The sequence below is a fragment of the Nonomuraea aurantiaca genome (assembly GCF_020215705.1).
GTDB classification, from domain to species: domain Bacteria; phylum Actinomycetota; class Actinomycetes; order Streptosporangiales; family Streptosporangiaceae; genus Nonomuraea; species Nonomuraea aurantiaca.
In genome coordinates, this window is sequence record NZ_JAIWNB010000001.1 from 118020 (window position 1) to 131760 (window position 13741).

General features: G+C 70.3%; 12 protein-coding genes. 9 read left to right on the forward strand and 3 right to left on the reverse strand.

Features of this window, described 5'->3' with window-relative positions; translation table 11 throughout:
• Positions 1–8 precede the first annotated feature (8 nt).
• The 4 genes from LDL49_RS00620 to LDL49_RS00635 are packed head-to-tail and all read left to right on the forward strand — an operon-like array spanning position 9 to position 2897.
• A complete protein-coding gene (locus LDL49_RS00620; RefSeq protein WP_225288863.1) occupies positions 9–719 on the forward strand; it encodes a hypothetical protein in 711 nt (236 codons plus the stop codon).
• Positions 698–1084: a hypothetical protein gene (locus LDL49_RS00625; protein WP_225288864.1), complete on the forward strand. Its 387-nt coding sequence runs from the start codon at positions 698–700 to the stop codon at positions 1082–1084. The genes LDL49_RS00620 and LDL49_RS00625 overlap by 22 nt, the downstream gene beginning before the upstream one ends.
• Positions 1084–2163, forward strand: coding sequence for a glycosyltransferase family 4 protein (locus LDL49_RS00630; RefSeq protein WP_225288865.1), 1080 nt, complete (start codon positions 1084–1086; stop codon positions 2161–2163). Before LDL49_RS00625 ends, LDL49_RS00630 begins: the two co-directional genes overlap by 1 nt.
• Positions 2160–2897, forward strand: a complete 738-nt coding sequence (locus tag LDL49_RS00635) for a hypothetical protein (protein ID WP_225288866.1) — start codon at positions 2160–2162, stop codon at positions 2895–2897. Before LDL49_RS00630 ends, LDL49_RS00635 begins: the two co-directional genes overlap by 4 nt.
• On the opposite strand, the gene LDL49_RS00640 is transcribed toward LDL49_RS00635, so the two are convergent.
• The gene (locus tag LDL49_RS00640; RefSeq protein ID WP_225288867.1) at positions 2860–4017 is read right to left on the reverse strand and encodes a cytochrome P450; all 1158 of its coding nucleotides are present in this window, start codon (positions 4015–4017) and stop codon (positions 2860–2862) included. The genes LDL49_RS00635 and LDL49_RS00640 overlap by 38 nt on opposite strands.
• A 1-nt stretch (position 4018) precedes the next feature.
• Positions 4019–5140 (reverse strand): CaiB/BaiF CoA transferase family protein, encoded by a 1122-nt coding sequence (locus LDL49_RS00645; protein ID WP_225288868.1) that lies wholly within the window; start codon positions 5138–5140, stop codon positions 4019–4021.
• 140 nt (positions 5141–5280) lie between these two features.
• Between LDL49_RS00645 and LDL49_RS00650 the strand changes: the two genes are divergently transcribed.
• The 5 genes from LDL49_RS00650 (at position 5281) to LDL49_RS00670 (ending at position 11569) form a co-directional block, all read left to right on the forward strand.
• A complete protein-coding gene (locus LDL49_RS00650) occupies positions 5281–6816 on the forward strand; it encodes a serine/threonine-protein kinase (RefSeq protein ID WP_225288869.1) in 1536 nt (511 codons plus the stop codon).
• Positions 6813–7796, forward strand: coding sequence for an NAD(P)-dependent oxidoreductase (locus tag LDL49_RS00655; protein ID WP_225288870.1), 984 nt, complete (start codon positions 6813–6815; stop codon positions 7794–7796). Before LDL49_RS00650 ends, LDL49_RS00655 begins: the two co-directional genes overlap by 4 nt.
• Before the next feature lie 130 nt (positions 7797–7926).
• Positions 7927–9276, forward strand: coding sequence for an FAD-binding oxidoreductase (locus tag LDL49_RS00660; RefSeq protein ID WP_225289827.1), 1350 nt, complete (start codon positions 7927–7929; stop codon positions 9274–9276).
• Between the two features lie 4 nt (positions 9277–9280).
• On the forward strand, positions 9281–10540 hold the full coding sequence (locus LDL49_RS00665) for an SAM-dependent methyltransferase (RefSeq protein WP_225288871.1): 1260 nt from the start codon (positions 9281–9283) through the stop codon (positions 10538–10540).
• Positions 10541–10765: 225 nt separating this feature from the next.
• Positions 10766–11569 carry an SAM-dependent methyltransferase gene (locus LDL49_RS00670; protein ID WP_225288872.1) on the forward strand — a complete coding sequence of 268 codons (804 nt, stop codon included), beginning with the start codon at positions 10766–10768 and terminating at the stop codon, positions 11567–11569.
• 48 nt (positions 11570–11617) lie between these two features.
• Here the strand turns inward: LDL49_RS00670 and LDL49_RS00675 are convergent, their stop codons facing one another.
• Positions 11618–13528, reverse strand: coding sequence for a S8 family serine peptidase (locus tag LDL49_RS00675; protein ID WP_225288873.1), 1911 nt, complete (start codon positions 13526–13528; stop codon positions 11618–11620).
• Positions 13529–13741 lie beyond the last annotated feature (213 nt).

A 13741-nucleotide genomic window follows, 5' to 3' on the forward strand; every position in this document is an offset into this window, starting at 1 on the left:
TTCGAACCATGTTCTGGCGGAAGACACGGGCGGCGATCGCCGGGTTCCACCCGCTGCACCAGACCCTCATCTGGGAGCACACGCTGTCGGCCACGCTGCCCAGGGCGGAATGGGCGGCGCTGCTGGCCAGTCTCGCCCGGCACCGCGGGCTCGTCCGCCGGCCCAAGTGGCGGCTGCCCGCGCGTACGGAGAGCCTGCTGGTGCCGCTGATCAGGGTGCTCTGTGAAGACGTCGGCGGCGGCGTGGTCGGCATCACCGCCGATCTGCGCGGCCACGGCGTCCCCGGCAAGGAGAGCCCGCACCGGTCCCTGCCCGTCGTACGACCGGTGCGCCGGGCCGAGGAGTGGTGGGTGCGCGATCCGTGGCTCAGCGTCCGCTCGGAGTTACGCGACGGCAGCGTGCTCACCCTGGCCGTCACCGACGTGGTCAGGCGCCGCCGCGTCGTCAAGGTCAACCCGCGGGGCAAGCACAAGACCAAGACCAAGACCAAGACGAAGGCCGTACAGCACATCCGGACCAGCCGCGCGCTGGCCAAGGGCCAGGTGCCGGCGCGGCCGGGCAGCCCGCCGCCGTGGTGGATCAGGGTGAAGGTCCGTCCGGGTGTGAAGACCGTGATCAGGGCGGCCGCCAAGGTGCCGCTGCCGGCCGAGCGCGACCAGCTCGGGGCGATCATGACGGTGGCGACGGAGCCGTTCAGGTGGACGAAGTCGTTCAGATGAAAACAGAGGAGGCGGGCCGCGTGATCCCGTGCATGGTGAGCACCGGGTTCTTCGTGCTCGGCCGCTGCGGCCGCGCGCCGGTCACCGCCTGCGCCGGGTGCGGCAGGCCGATCTGCGAGCGGCACGTCGGACCCGGCGGCGTCTGTCCCGAGTGCGCGACCGCCCAGGGCTACGGCTCCGCCTACGACCCGTTCTGGACCAGCGGCTTCCGCCGCGACCACTACCGGAGCACCTCGTCCACCTACCAGGACCCCGGCTGGTACGGCACGTTCGACGACTACGACAGAGGCGCCTTCGACCCCGAGGACCAGGGCGACTTCGGTGACTTCGGCGACGGCGACGAGCGCGATTTCGTGGACAGCTGATGCGGCTGCTGTGGCTCACCGAGCACTACCCGCCGAGCAGGGGCGGCATGGCCGAGTCCTGCGACAGGATCGTCAGGGGCCTGCGCGCGGCGGGCGTGGAGATCGATGTCGCGCACCTGACCAGGCGGGCGCGGCCCTGGCAGACCGGCGGCGAGCGGGGCGGGCGGCTGCTCACCGTGCCGCTGGAGGACAATCCCGAGCACGCGCTGCGCCGGCTGTGGACCGTGCTGCGCGGCGAGTCGTACACGCACGTGGTGGCGTTCGGCGGCACGTACGCCATGCTCGGCGCCCCGGTCCTGGCCGCGTGGCTCGGCGCTCCGCTGGTGACGCTGCTGCGTGGCAACGACTTCGACACCGGCGTCTTCTCGCTGCGCCGCAGGGGCGCCCTGCTGGACGCGTTACGGGCCTCGGCCACGGTGTGCGTGGTGGCCTCCGGGCACGCGCCGCTGGTGTCCGCGCTGGTTCCGGAGGCGCGGGTGCGGTGGGTGGCCAACGGCATCGACACCGCCGGCTGGCAGATCCTGCCCTCCGAACGCGCGGCGGGCCTGGCCAGGCGGACCGCCGCCGGCCGGCGCACGATCGGGCTCATCGGGCAGCTCAAGAACAAGAAGGGCGTCGGCTTCCTGCTCGACGCGCTGGCCGCCTCCGGGCACGCGGACCTGTTCCACCTGCTGCTCGTGGGGGAGCTGGAGGCGGACCTGGTCGTGCCCGCCGGGCACACGCGGCTGCCGTTCCTCGACCGGTACGAGCTGCCCGCGCTCTACGCCGCCTGCGACCTGGTCGCGCTGCCCTCGTTCTACGACGGGCTGCCGAACGTGGCCCTGGAGGCCGCGGCCCTCGGCGTCCCGCTGCTCGCCTCCGACGCGGGCGGGCTGGCCGACCTGGTCGACGACGAGATCGGCTTCCGCTTCGCGGCCGGGGATCCGCACGAGTGCCGGGCGGCGGTCGATAGGGCCGCGCGGGCCACGGACGAGCAGCTGGCCAAGCTGGGCACCGCGGCGGCCGAGCGGGTACGCAGGGACTTCACGGTGGCCGCCGAGACGGAGGGCTACCTGAGGGTGTTCCACGAGAGCGCATGATCGTCTGCTACGCCAGAGGCGGCGGGCTCGGCCACCTCACCCGGGTCCGGGCCTACCTGCACACGGTCCATCCGGGCGCCGTGACCACGATCCGCACCGAGTGGCCGCGTGACCCGGCCGTGCTCGCGCGGGCCGACGAGATCGTGGTGGACGCCTTTCCCGCCGGGCTCGACGGCGAGATCGGGGCGGCGGTGCCGCGGGGGCCGCGCGTCGTGCATCTGGCCAGGTTGCTGCGCTGGGAGGCCTACCGGCCGCTGATCCAGGCCCGGCCGCTGCGCTTCCACCGGACGTGGCTGGCCGAGCCGGTGAGCGATCCCCACCTGGCCTACCTGGAGTCGGTGTCGGACGAGGTGGTCCCGCTGGCGCTGGCCGATCCGCCGGCCGCGCCCGCCACGGCTCCAGGGGACTGGCTGATCGTGCACTCCGGGCCGCCGGGCGAGATCCTGGAGCTGGTGGCGTACGCCCGCGAGAGCGCCGTCCTCGAAGGGCTCAGCCCGCGCCTCGTGCTCGTCTCGCCCGCCGCGCCGCCCGGCCTGCCCGCCGGGGTGGCCCACCTCGCCGTCAGTCCGGCCTGGCCGCTGTTCGCCACGGCCGGCCGCATCGTCTCCGCCGCCGGGTTCAACGTGGTCCGGCAGGCCGCGCCGTACCGGCACAAGCATCGGATGGTGCCCTTCCCGCGCCGCTTCGACGACCAGTTCACCCGCGCGGCGAGAGCACGACGGGAAAGGACGTGACGCCGCGCACGAACGCGTTGGGCAGGATGCGCGGGCCCGTGTCGTCGGCCCAGGCGGCCGAGCCCACCCGGTCGAGCCACTCCTCGAAGAAGATCCGTAACTCCAGCCGGGCCAGGGACGCGCCCAGGCAGAAGTGGGTGCCCAGGCCGAAGGCGATGTGCCCGCCCGGCTTGCGCGTCACGTCGAACACCTCCGGGCGGTCGAACACCGCCTCGTCCCGGTTCGCCGAGCCGTACATGAGCAGGACCTGCTGGCCTCGCCCGATGCGCTGCCCGTGGAGCTCGGTGTCGCGGGTGGCCGAGCGGCACATGTTCAGGATCGGGGTGGTCCAGCGGATGAACTCCTCCACGGCGTTCTCGATCAGGCCGCGGTCCTCGCGCAGCAGCCGCCACTGGTCCGGGTGCCGGATCAGCGCGTCGATCGCGGTCGCGATGACCGTGCGGGTGGTCTCCGCGCCGCCGTCGAGCAGCAGCAGCGCCTCGTTCGCCAGGTGGTCGTCGTCGTAGGCGGCCCGGCCGGACCAGAGGGTCACCAGGTCGTCGGCCGGGCACGCTCGGCGCTCGGCGGCCAGGGCCAGGACGGCCTCGCCGAACTCGCCCGCGGCGACCGCGGCCTCGTGCGTGACGTAGCGCAGTCCGCCGCCCGCCACGATCGTGGTCTCCGACCAGTGCTTGAGCCGCGGCCAGTCCGCGTCGGGGAAGCCGAGCAGCCAGCCGATCATGCGGGCAGGCAGCGGCGCGGCCAGGGCGGGCACCGCGTCGACGGTGCCGGTCTCCAGGGCCCGGTCGATCAGCTCGACGACGACCTCGCGGACGCGGGCGGCGTAGCGCTCGTGGACATGGCGCGGCGTGAAACGGCGGTAGACGAGGCGGCGGTGCTCGGCGTGCTCCGGGTCGTCCATGCCGATCATCGACGGATCGGAGGGCAGCTGGGGGCGGTAGCCGCCGGTACTGGTCCACAGGCCGGGATCGCGCTCGATGGCGGTGATGTCGGCGTGGCGGGAGATGCCCCACAGCCCGTTGGCGGCGTCGTGGTGGACGGGGGAGTGCTCGCGCAGCCAGGCGTAGACGGGAGCCGGGTCGCCCGCGTACAGGGCGCCGTCGAGCAGGTCGGGGTCCATGTCAGGCCAGCACCCCCTGGGAGCGCAGCTTCTCCGCGTCCTCGGCGCTCAGGCCCCAGGCGGACAGGTCGGCGAGCCGGGTGGCGGGCGAGAGGTCCTGGGCGGGCACGCCGAGCAGGCGCGGGGCGGGCACCGGCTGGGTGAGCCCGCCGATGTCGGCGAAGGCGCCCCTGGCCACGTTGTGCGGATGCCCGACGGCCTCCTTCATGGACAGGACCGGCGACACGCACGCGTCGGAGCCCTCGAACACCGCCTCCCACTCCGCCCGCGTCCGCGACCTGAACTCCTCGGCCAGGCGGGCCTTGAGCGCCGGCCACTGCTTCCTGTCGCCGCGGTCCGGCAGGTCCGTCAGCCCCATCCGGGTCACCATCGCCTCCCAGAACTGCGGCTCCAGCGAGCCGACCGCCATGAACTGCCCGTCGGCCGTCTCATAGGTGTCGTACATGGGCGCGCCGGTGTCCAGCAGGTTCGTGCCGCGCGCGCCCCAGAAGCCGCTCTGGACGCCGTGGTAGAACATCGCGAACAGGATCGCGGCGCCGTCCACCATGGCCGCGTCGATCACCCGGCCCTTGCCGGTGCGTTCCCGCTCGAACAGGGCGAGCAGCACGCCGTACGCCAGCATGAGGCCGCCGCCGGCGAAGTCGCCCAGGATGTTGATCGGCGGCGTCGGCTTGTCGTCCGCGCGGCCGAGCATCGACAGGATGCCGGAGATCGCGATGTAGTCGATGTCGTGGCCCGCGGTGGCGGCCAGTGGCCCGTCCTGGCCCCAGCCGGTCATCCGGCCGTAGATCAGCCGCTCGTTCACCGCGTGGAGGTCGGCGGGGCCGATGCCGAGCCGTTCGGCCACGCCGGGCCGGAACACCTCGATGACGACGTCGGCGTTCCTCGCCAGCTCCTTCAGCGCGGCGACGCCCTCGGGAGACTTCAGGTCCAGGCCGATGGTGTGCTTGCCGCGGTCCATGACGTCCGTGCGCGGCTCGTCGGAGACGGCGGACACGCGGTCGACGCGCAGCACGTCGGCGCCGTGGTCGGCGAGCATCATCCCGGCGAACGGGCCCGGCGCGAGCCCCGCGAGCTCCAGCACCCGGATCCCGGCGAGCGGGCCCTGACGGCCTTCAGACATCGGCATCTCCTACGACTCGGCTGGCCTCAGTAGAACAACATTCGGTGACCTCTGGCAAGACGCCTTCCCGACCTCCAGGCAGACATACGCGAGGTATGGGAAACTTGCCCACTGTTCGGGTGGGTCTACAAGGGTTGGACATGGTTTCGGATAGCAACCGGCTGGTCGCCAAGCGCTACCAGTTACTGCGCGAACTGGGGCGCGGCGGTATGGGCGTGGTCTGGGAAGGCCGCGACACACTGCTCAACCGGCAGATCGCCGTTAAGGAAGTGCTCCTGCCCGCGGGACTGCCCCGGGCCGACCAGGAACGGCAGCTGCTCCGTACCGCCCGCGAGGCGCGCATGGCGGCACGGCTGAACCACCCGTCCGTCGTGGCGATCTACGACGTGGTCGAGGAGGACGGCCGGCCGTGGATCATCATGGAGCTGGTGCGGTATCCCTCGGTGGAGGAGGTCGTCGCCACCTCCGGCGCCCTTCCGGTACGCCAGGCGGCCGACGTGGGCCGGCAGGTGCTGTCGGCGTTGCGGGCCGCGCACGAGGTCGGGATCCTGCACCGCGACGTCAAGCCGAGCAACATCCTGCTCACCGACGACGGCCGGGCCGTGCTCACCGACTTCGGCATCGCCACCGCCGAGGGCGACGCCTCGCTCACCCAGACCGGGATGGTGACCGGCTCGCCGAGCTTCCTGGCTCCCGAACGGGTGCGCGCGGCCGAGTCCGGGCCCGCCTCCGACCTGTGGTCGCTCGGGGCCACGCTCTACGCCACGCTGGTCGGCCGGTCGCCGTTCGAGCGCGGCGATCCCATGGCCACGCTGAACGCGCTGCTGAGCGAGGAGCCGGACTACCGCCGGATCCCGCCGATCATGCACCCGGTCCTGCAAGGGCTGCTGCGCAAGGAGCCGCACGAACGGGTCAACGCCGAGCAGGCCGACGCGCTGCTGGCCGCCGTCGTCGCCGCCAAGCAGCCGAACGCCGACCGGGTCGTGGTGGAGCCGAAGCCGCCCCGCGGCGGCCGTACCCTCCTTGCGGCGGCAGCGGCGGCGGTGCTGGTGGTCGCCGGCGGCGGGTTCGCCTTCTTCAAGTTCAGCGGGTCGGCGGAAGGCGCGCCGCGCGTCACGCAGAGCGCCGTGACCAGCGCGCCGCCGAGCACCCCGCCGCCCAGCGCCAAGACGAGCGCGACGCCCACCCCCACCCCGACGCCCACCCCGACCAGGGTGGTGGCGGCGGTACGGGCCTGGAAGTCGCCCGACGGCTGGTCCATCATGCGGCCCACCGGCTGGAAGGGCGCCCGCAAGGAGGCATACACCGAGTGGACGCGCCGGGACCGGACCGGGCACTTCGGCGTCCAGGCCATCTACGTCAACCTCGACCCGAACCAGATCATCCGCGACTCGCAGGAGACCGCCGGGCAGAACGACCAGGACCTGCGGACCCTGCGCCGCAGGTCCGTCACCCACCAGGGGACCAAGGCCGTGGAATGGGAGTTCACCTACACGGCGGGGCCGCCCGGCGACGCGCCGTGGAGCACGCAGGGCGTGAAGTACCACGAGGTGCAGCGGGCGGTGGCGATCGGGGACACCGCCTACATCCTGTCGTGGACGGCCACCGAGGCACGGTGGAGACAAGACCAGGGGTTGATGCGGCAGGTGATCGCCAGCTTTACGGTAGCGGCATGACGCCTTGGAATCTGCTCGCGCTGGCGCCGCTCCCCGAGGAGGTGCTGCGGCAGTTGCTCGCGCCGCTCGGCGACCGGGTGGCCGTGCGGGTGCCGCCGGCCCGTGACCGCGCCGCGCTCCTGGCCTCGCTGGCCGAGGCGGAGATCGTGCTCGGCGACTGGACGGCCCAGCTGGCCCTCGACGCCGAGGCGGTGGCCGCCGCGCCCCGGCTGGCCTTCGTCCAGCAGCCCTCGGTCGGCGTCGACGGCCACGACCTGGCCGCGCTGGCCGCCGCCGGCGTGCCGCTGGCCAACACGGCCGGCGTCAGCGCCGTCGCGGTGTCCGAGTGGTGCCTGGCCGCCGCCCTGTCGCTGTCGCGCAAGCTCGCCGAAGCCGACGCCGCCGTCCGTGCGGGCCACTGGCCGCAGCAGGGCCTCCAGCCTCGTGAGCTGCACGGCCGGCAGGTCGGCATCGTCGGCTACGGCCCGATCGGCGCGGCCTGCGCCCGGCTGTTCCGGGCGTTCGGCTGCCAGGTGTCCTACTGGACCCGCACACCCCGCGCGGAGCCGGGCTACCAGGAGCTGGCGCCGCTGCTGTCCGACTCAGACGTGGTCGTCGTGGTGATCGCGCTGTCCGACGAGACCCGCGGGCTGATCGATCCCCGGCGGCTGAAGCAGGGCGCGTTACTGGTCAACGCGGCCAGGGGCGGGGTCGTCGACCAGGCGGCGCTGGCCGACGCGCTCACCGGCGGGCACCTCGGCGGCGCCGCGCTCGACGTGTTCGACACCGAGCCGCTGCCCGACGGCGACCCGCTGCGCGAGATCGACGGCGTGCTGTTGTCGCCGCACGTCGCCGGAGTGACGCCGGAGTCCACCGGACGCCTGCTCACGGCCACGATGGCCAACCTCACGGCCGCGCTGGACGGCCACGAGGTGGCCAACGTGATCAACGGCATATCGCCGATCATCCGCCGGAAGTTTCCGAGTTCGCCCACCGCGTAGGCATTCGACCGGGAACGATAAACAGTTTTCGTGTCTTTAACGACCCCGGTCTGGTCGATGTCAGTCCAGGGAGATACCTTCTTACGGACGATCTCTACCGGCTCAAGGGGGTGCTTCCGTGACGACGACGATGTCGACACACCGACGGGCAGTAGAGCACATCAGGCAGTCGTACGCGGAGATCCCGGGGGACGCTTCGCCCCGGCTGTCCAAGGCCACGTCCAACCTCTTCAGATTCCGCGACTCGGGCAAGACCGCCAAGCTCTCCGCCAGGGAGCTCGACGAGGTCATCAGCGTCGATCCGGTGACGATGACGGCCGAGGTCCAGGGCATGACGACCTACGAGCATCTGGTCGACGCCACGCTGCCGCACGGGCTCATGCCCTACGTGGTGCCCCAGCTCAAGACGATCACGCTCGGCGGCGCCGTGACGGGGCTCGGGATCGAGTCGACCAGCTTCAGAGACGGGCTGCCGCACGAGTCGGTCGAGGAGCTCGAGATCCTGACCGGCGACGGCCGCATCGTCGTCGCCCGCGACGACAACGAGCACCGCGACCTGTTCCGGGCCTTCCCCAACTCCTACGGCACGCTCGGCTACGCCCTGCGCATCAGGATCAAGCTCAGGAAGGTCCAGCCCTACGTCAAGCTGACGCACGTCAAGTTCACCGACGCCGACAAGTGCATGCTGGCCATGCAGGAGATCTGCGACAGCATGGAGCATGACGGGGAGCCCGTCGACTTCGTCGACGGCGTCTTCTTCGAGCCGGGGGAGATGTATCTCACGGTCGGCCGCTTCGCCGAGCGTGCCCCCTACACCTCCGACTACACCGGCATGCGCATCTACTACCAGTCCATCAGGCAGCGCAACCGCGACTGGCTGAGCATCCGCGACTACCTGTGGCGCTGGGACACCGACTGGTTCTGGTGCTCGCGTGCCTTCGGCGTCCAGCAACCGGTGGTCCGCTCGCTGATGCCGCGCCGCTGGATGCGCTCAGACGTCTACCGGCGCCTGGTCGCGCTCGACCGGAAATACGGCGTGGTCGCGCGCGTCGACAGATGGCGCGACCAGCCCGTCCAGGAATCGGTCATCCAGGACGTCGAGACCCCGGTCGAGCGGGGCGCGGAGTTCCTGGAGTTCTTCCACGACAAGGTCGGCATGACGCCGGTGTGGATGTGCCCGCTGCGGGCCTCGTCCCGCTGGCCGCTCTACCCCCTGGAGCCCGGCAAGCTGTACGTGAACTTCGGCTTCTGGGGAATGGTGCCACTGCCACGGGGGCAGTTCGACGGTTATTACAACCGTCTCATCGAGAACTCTGTGCACGAGCTCGACGGGCACAAGTCGCTTTACTCGACTTCTTTCTACGCCCGTGAGCAGTTCTGGCAGCTGTACAACGGCGATGCTTACTGGCCGGTCAAGCAGGAATACGACCCGAACGGCCGAATGCTTGACCTGTACGACAAGTGTGTACGGGGAAGGTGAGCAGATGGCTCTCGCATCCATCTTTGAGAAGATCGTTGGCCCGCAGGCCAACATCGCGTTCATGGCCTACGACGGCAGCAAGGCCGGGCCGGACGGCGCGGACCTGGCCCTGGAGGTGAAGTCCCCGATAGCGGTCGCCTACCTCGCGCAGGCACCCGGAGAGCTCGGCCTGGCCAGGGCCTACATCTCCGGCCACATCGACGTCCACGGCGACATGTACACCCTGCTCGACCGCATGTGGAACATCACCACCAACGACCTGACGACCGCCGAGAAGGTGGCGGCCGTCCGATCGCTGGGCCTGAAGCCGTTGATGATGCGCGTCCCGGCGCCGCCGCAGGAGATCCGCCAGAGCACGCTGGCCAAGCTCGGCTCCCGGCACGCCAAGCAGCGTGACGCCGAGGCGATCCACCATCACTACGACGTCTCCAACCGCTTCTACGAGTGGGTCCTGGGCCCGTCCATGGCCTACACCTGCGCCGTCTTCCCCACCAAGAAGTCGTCGCTGGAGGAGGCGCAATACGCCAAGTTCGACCTGGTGGCCCGCAAGCTCGGCCTCAAGCCCGGCATGCGGCTGCTCGACGTCGGCTGCGGCTGGGGCGGCATGGTCATGCACGCCGCCAAGCACTACGGCGTCAAGGCCCTGGGCGTCACCCTCAGCAAGCAGCAGGCCGAGTGGGCCCAGAAGGCCATCGTCGACGCCGGGCTCGAGGACCTGGCCGAGGTCCGCTTCATGGACTACCGCGACGTCGTGGAGTCCGACTTCGACGCGGTCAGCTCCATCGGCCTCACGGAGCACATCGGCAAGCGCAACCTGCCGTCCTACTTCGCCTTCCTCTACAGCAAGCTCAAGCCGGGCGGCCGCCTGCTCAACCACTGCATCACCCGGCCGACCGGCACCGAGAAGACGTTCAACAAGGGCGGCTTCATCAACCGCTACGTCTTCCCCGACGGCGAGCTGGAGTCGGTCGGTTACCTGGTCAGGCAGATGGAGGACCTCGGCTTCGAGATCCGCCACGAGGAGAACCTGCGCGAGCACTACGCCGAGACCCTCCGGCATTGGTGCGCCAACCTCGACGCCAACTGGGCCGACGCGGTGCAGGAGGTCGGCATGGGCACCGCCCGTGTCTGGGCTCTGTACATGGCGGGCTGCATCGTGGGCTTCGAACGCAACAAGGTGCAGCTGCACCAGGTGCTGGGCGTCAAACTCGACTCGGAGGGACACTCCGGGGTCCCGCTGCGTCCGTCGATCGACTGGCCCTAAAGCGTGCGGTGTGAGGGGCTCACCGGCCCCTCACACCTACGAGTTCAGCGATGCGGTTCAAGCTTCTGACTCGATACATGTCCCGCATAAAGATTTTTGTCAAGGTCCTGCCCTATAAGTCCTGGTCAGGGCCTTCGTTATGCTTCGGCGGAATCACCGCTTGATACGCCATGTCCAATGTTTGGGGTAATTTGGGGGAATTGATCAAGGGGATGGGGGTCGTTCATGACGAAACTCAACGCAAACGGGCCTAGCGGCATCGACGTCACCAGGCCGAGCGTCGCCCGGATGTACGACTATTACTTAGGGGGCAAGGACAACTTCGAGATCGACCGGGAAGCCGTACGCCGAGTCGAGCAGGCTATGCCGGAGGTCCGCCAGTTGGCCCTGGAGAACCGGGCGTTCCTGCGCCGCGCCGTACGCCACATGGCACGGCAGGGCGTTCGGCAGTTCATCGACATCGGTTCCGGCCTGCCCACGGTCGGCAACACGCACGAGATCGCCCAGGAGATCTTCCCCGACGCCCGCGTCGTCTATGTCGACAACGACCCCGTCGTGCTGCAACACGGCCGCGCCCTCCTCGCGACCGATGACAACACCGCCGTGGCCGCCGCCGACATGCGACGTCCCCTCGAGGTTCTCGAACACCCGCAAACCGTCAAGATCCTCGACTTCACCCAACCGGTCGGCGTCCTGATGATCGCTATGGTGCACTTCCTGACCATGGACGAGCGGGGCGCGGTCATGTCCCAGCTGCGCGACTCCCTGCCGTCCGGCAGCTACCTCACGTTGACCCACGTCACCCGCGACGGCCACCCGGCGGATGCGGTGGCCGCGATCGAGGATGTATACGCGGCCACGCCGACGCCGATCTACTTCCGCGAGCACGCGGAGATCGCGCGCTTCTTCGAGGGATTCGAGCTGGTGCCTCCCGGGCTGGTCACCATCGACACCTGGCACCCGGACCCGGACGACCTGGCCCCCGAGGCCACGCGATGGCTCTACGGGGGCGTCGGCCGCAAGCGGTAACGCGCTCTGTGGGATGCTCGCCGGTCCGGCACACCTGCTGCCGACGGCTCAGAACCTCAGCATCCACCCGTTGATGTAGCCCGTGTCGCCGGATGTGACGTCTTCGACGCGTAACGTCCACGTCCCATTGGCCGGTGAGGATCTCCCATCCACCGGATAGGTCTCCTCGATCTGGTCGGCGTCGTCTTTGGAGTTCGGCGCGCGAAGCGGATAGACGATGCCGGTCGGGCCGATCAGATCGATCTTCAGGTCGCCTCTCCAGGGGTGACTGATGTCCACGGAGACCGTCATCTTCTGGGGTGCGTTACCCGGGAGCCAGCCCGTCACCGTGATGGGCGATTTGACGAGGCCGCCCTTGTCGGGGATGGCGTATTCCGCCCAGTTCTCGAAGTAGGGGAAGTCCATCGACCAGGCATCGATGATGCCGGCATGGGGTGACCAGCCGTCCGCGGCACGCAGCTTCCAGGTCCCGTTCGGCTTCGTCACGGCGCTGATGTCCACGTCGTACGTCTCGTCGATGAAATCGCTGCCGTCCGAGGACGGCGACCTCAGCACATATGCCTTTCCGTCCGGGCTGATCAGAGAGAGCTTCAGATCACCCACCCAGGGGTGCTGGACGGAGACGTAGACGTGCACCTGGGACGGGGTCTTGCCGAGGAGGTCGCTCACCACGATCGGCGAGTCCACGCTGCCCGGGTCGGGGATGGCGTAGTCGTTGAAGTTGGCGAAGTACACCGGCCAGAGGGCGCCGTCGGTGGGCTGGGTCGGCGGGAGGGCCGCGCCGTCCAGCCGGAGGCGGGGAGTGGTGGCGCTCGTGTAGGCGATGGGCTTGCCGGTGCTCTCCATGGCCGTTTCCAGCTGCCCGATGCTCGCCTGGGGGAAGGCCTGGCGGAGTACGGCCAGCGCGCCGGCCACATGCGGAGCGGCCATCGACGTACCGCTCAGTGACCCCCAGGTGTTGCCGGGCACCGAGGAGACGATCGAGGTGCCGGGGGCGAACAGGTCCAGCAGCGGACCGCGGTTGCTGAAGGCGGACACCTCGTCCGTGTCGGTGGTGCTGCCGACCGTGATGGCCGAGGGCACGCAGGCGGGCGCGCTGACCGCGTCGCCGTAGCCGTTGTTCCCGGCCGCGACCACCGTGGCGACCCCGGCCGCCAGGAGCGCGTCGATGGCCGGCTTGCGGGGATCGGTGTCACACGCGGAGGTGTACTGGCCGCCGCCCAGGCTCAGGTTGGCGGCCACCAGCGCCGTACCGGCCTCCTTCAGCTGCAGCACCTTCTCCAGCCCCGACACCTGGGCGCTGGTGAAGCTCAGCACGCACGGAGAGGCGCCCGCCCCGCAGAAGTCGTCGGAGGTGAACTTGCTGAACACCTGAATGGCGACGAGTTTGGCCCCGGGGGCGACCCCGGCCGGCGGGGCGCCGGCCACGTTCGTGCCGTCGCCGATCGCGATCCCGGCTACGTGCGTGCCGTGATCACAGTCGAGAGCCGCGTCGGCGCACGGCCCGCTCTCGGAGTCGGCCGAGCCGGGTCCCGTCTGCGTGGCGGCGCCGTTCGGGCACAGGCTGGTGGCTCCGTAGTCGGTGTCGATGGGGGAGAAGCACGCCTGTTCGACCACCCGTCCGCCCAGGAAGGGGTGCTTGACGGCGACGCCGGTGTCCAGCACGGCCACCACGCTGCCCGCGCCGGTCAGGCCGGCCGCCCGCGTCTTGTCGGCGCCGATCAGCGGGACGCTCTCGGCGAGCACCGGCGGCACGGGCCGGTCCTCCGAGACGCTCACCACGTTCGGCAGCTTGGCCAGCCGGTCCACCGCCGCCGCGTCGACGCGCAGGGTGACCATGGGGAACCGGGACATCGTCTGCAGCACCTGACCGGCACTGGACGCCTCCGGCAGATCCGCCCGGCTCTTGGTGACCACATTCACCCTGATCTTGGCACCGGCGGCCAGCCGCGCGCTCAACCCGGGCTCTATCGTTGGGGCCTGCGCATCCAGACCCGCCGACGTGGCATTGGCCGGCACGCTCACGCCTGTCGTGGCCGCTAACGCCATGATGATGCAGAATAAAACCCACTTTTTCATGAGATTTCCGCCTAGTGCGAAGAAAACCATGGCCTACGGAGAAGGGCCGCGAGGGGTTGGTCGGGGGGAAGTAAGGGCGACGTCGCCGCAACC

Excerpts from the sequence above, each read along its gene's own strand:
- LDL49_RS00665 (WP_225288871.1), top strand. The coding sequence starts at position 9,281 with ATGGCTCTCGCATCCATCTTTGAGAAGATCGTTGGCCCGCAGGCCAAC.
- LDL49_RS00635 (WP_225288866.1), top strand. The coding sequence starts at position 2,160 with ATGATCGTCTGCTACGCCAGAGGCGGCGGGCTCGGCCACCTCACCCGG.
- LDL49_RS00645 (WP_225288868.1), bottom strand. The coding sequence starts at position 5,140 with ATGTCTGAAGGCCGTCAGGGCCCGCTCGCCGGGATCCGGGTGCTGGAG.
- LDL49_RS00650 (WP_225288869.1), top strand. The coding sequence starts at position 5,281 with ATGGTTTCGGATAGCAACCGGCTGGTCGCCAAGCGCTACCAGTTACTG.
- LDL49_RS00620 (WP_225288863.1), top strand. The coding sequence starts at position 9 with ATGTTCTGGCGGAAGACACGGGCGGCGATCGCCGGGTTCCACCCGCTG.
- LDL49_RS00630 (WP_225288865.1), top strand. The coding sequence starts at position 1,084 with ATGCGGCTGCTGTGGCTCACCGAGCACTACCCGCCGAGCAGGGGCGGC.
- LDL49_RS00670 (WP_225288872.1), top strand. The coding sequence starts at position 10,766 with ATGACGAAACTCAACGCAAACGGGCCTAGCGGCATCGACGTCACCAGG.
- LDL49_RS00655 (WP_225288870.1), top strand. The coding sequence starts at position 6,813 with ATGACGCCTTGGAATCTGCTCGCGCTGGCGCCGCTCCCCGAGGAGGTG.
- LDL49_RS00640 (WP_225288867.1), bottom strand. The coding sequence starts at position 4,017 with ATGGACCCCGACCTGCTCGACGGCGCCCTGTACGCGGGCGACCCGGCT.
- LDL49_RS00660 (WP_225289827.1), top strand. The coding sequence starts at position 7,927 with ATGTCGACACACCGACGGGCAGTAGAGCACATCAGGCAGTCGTACGCG.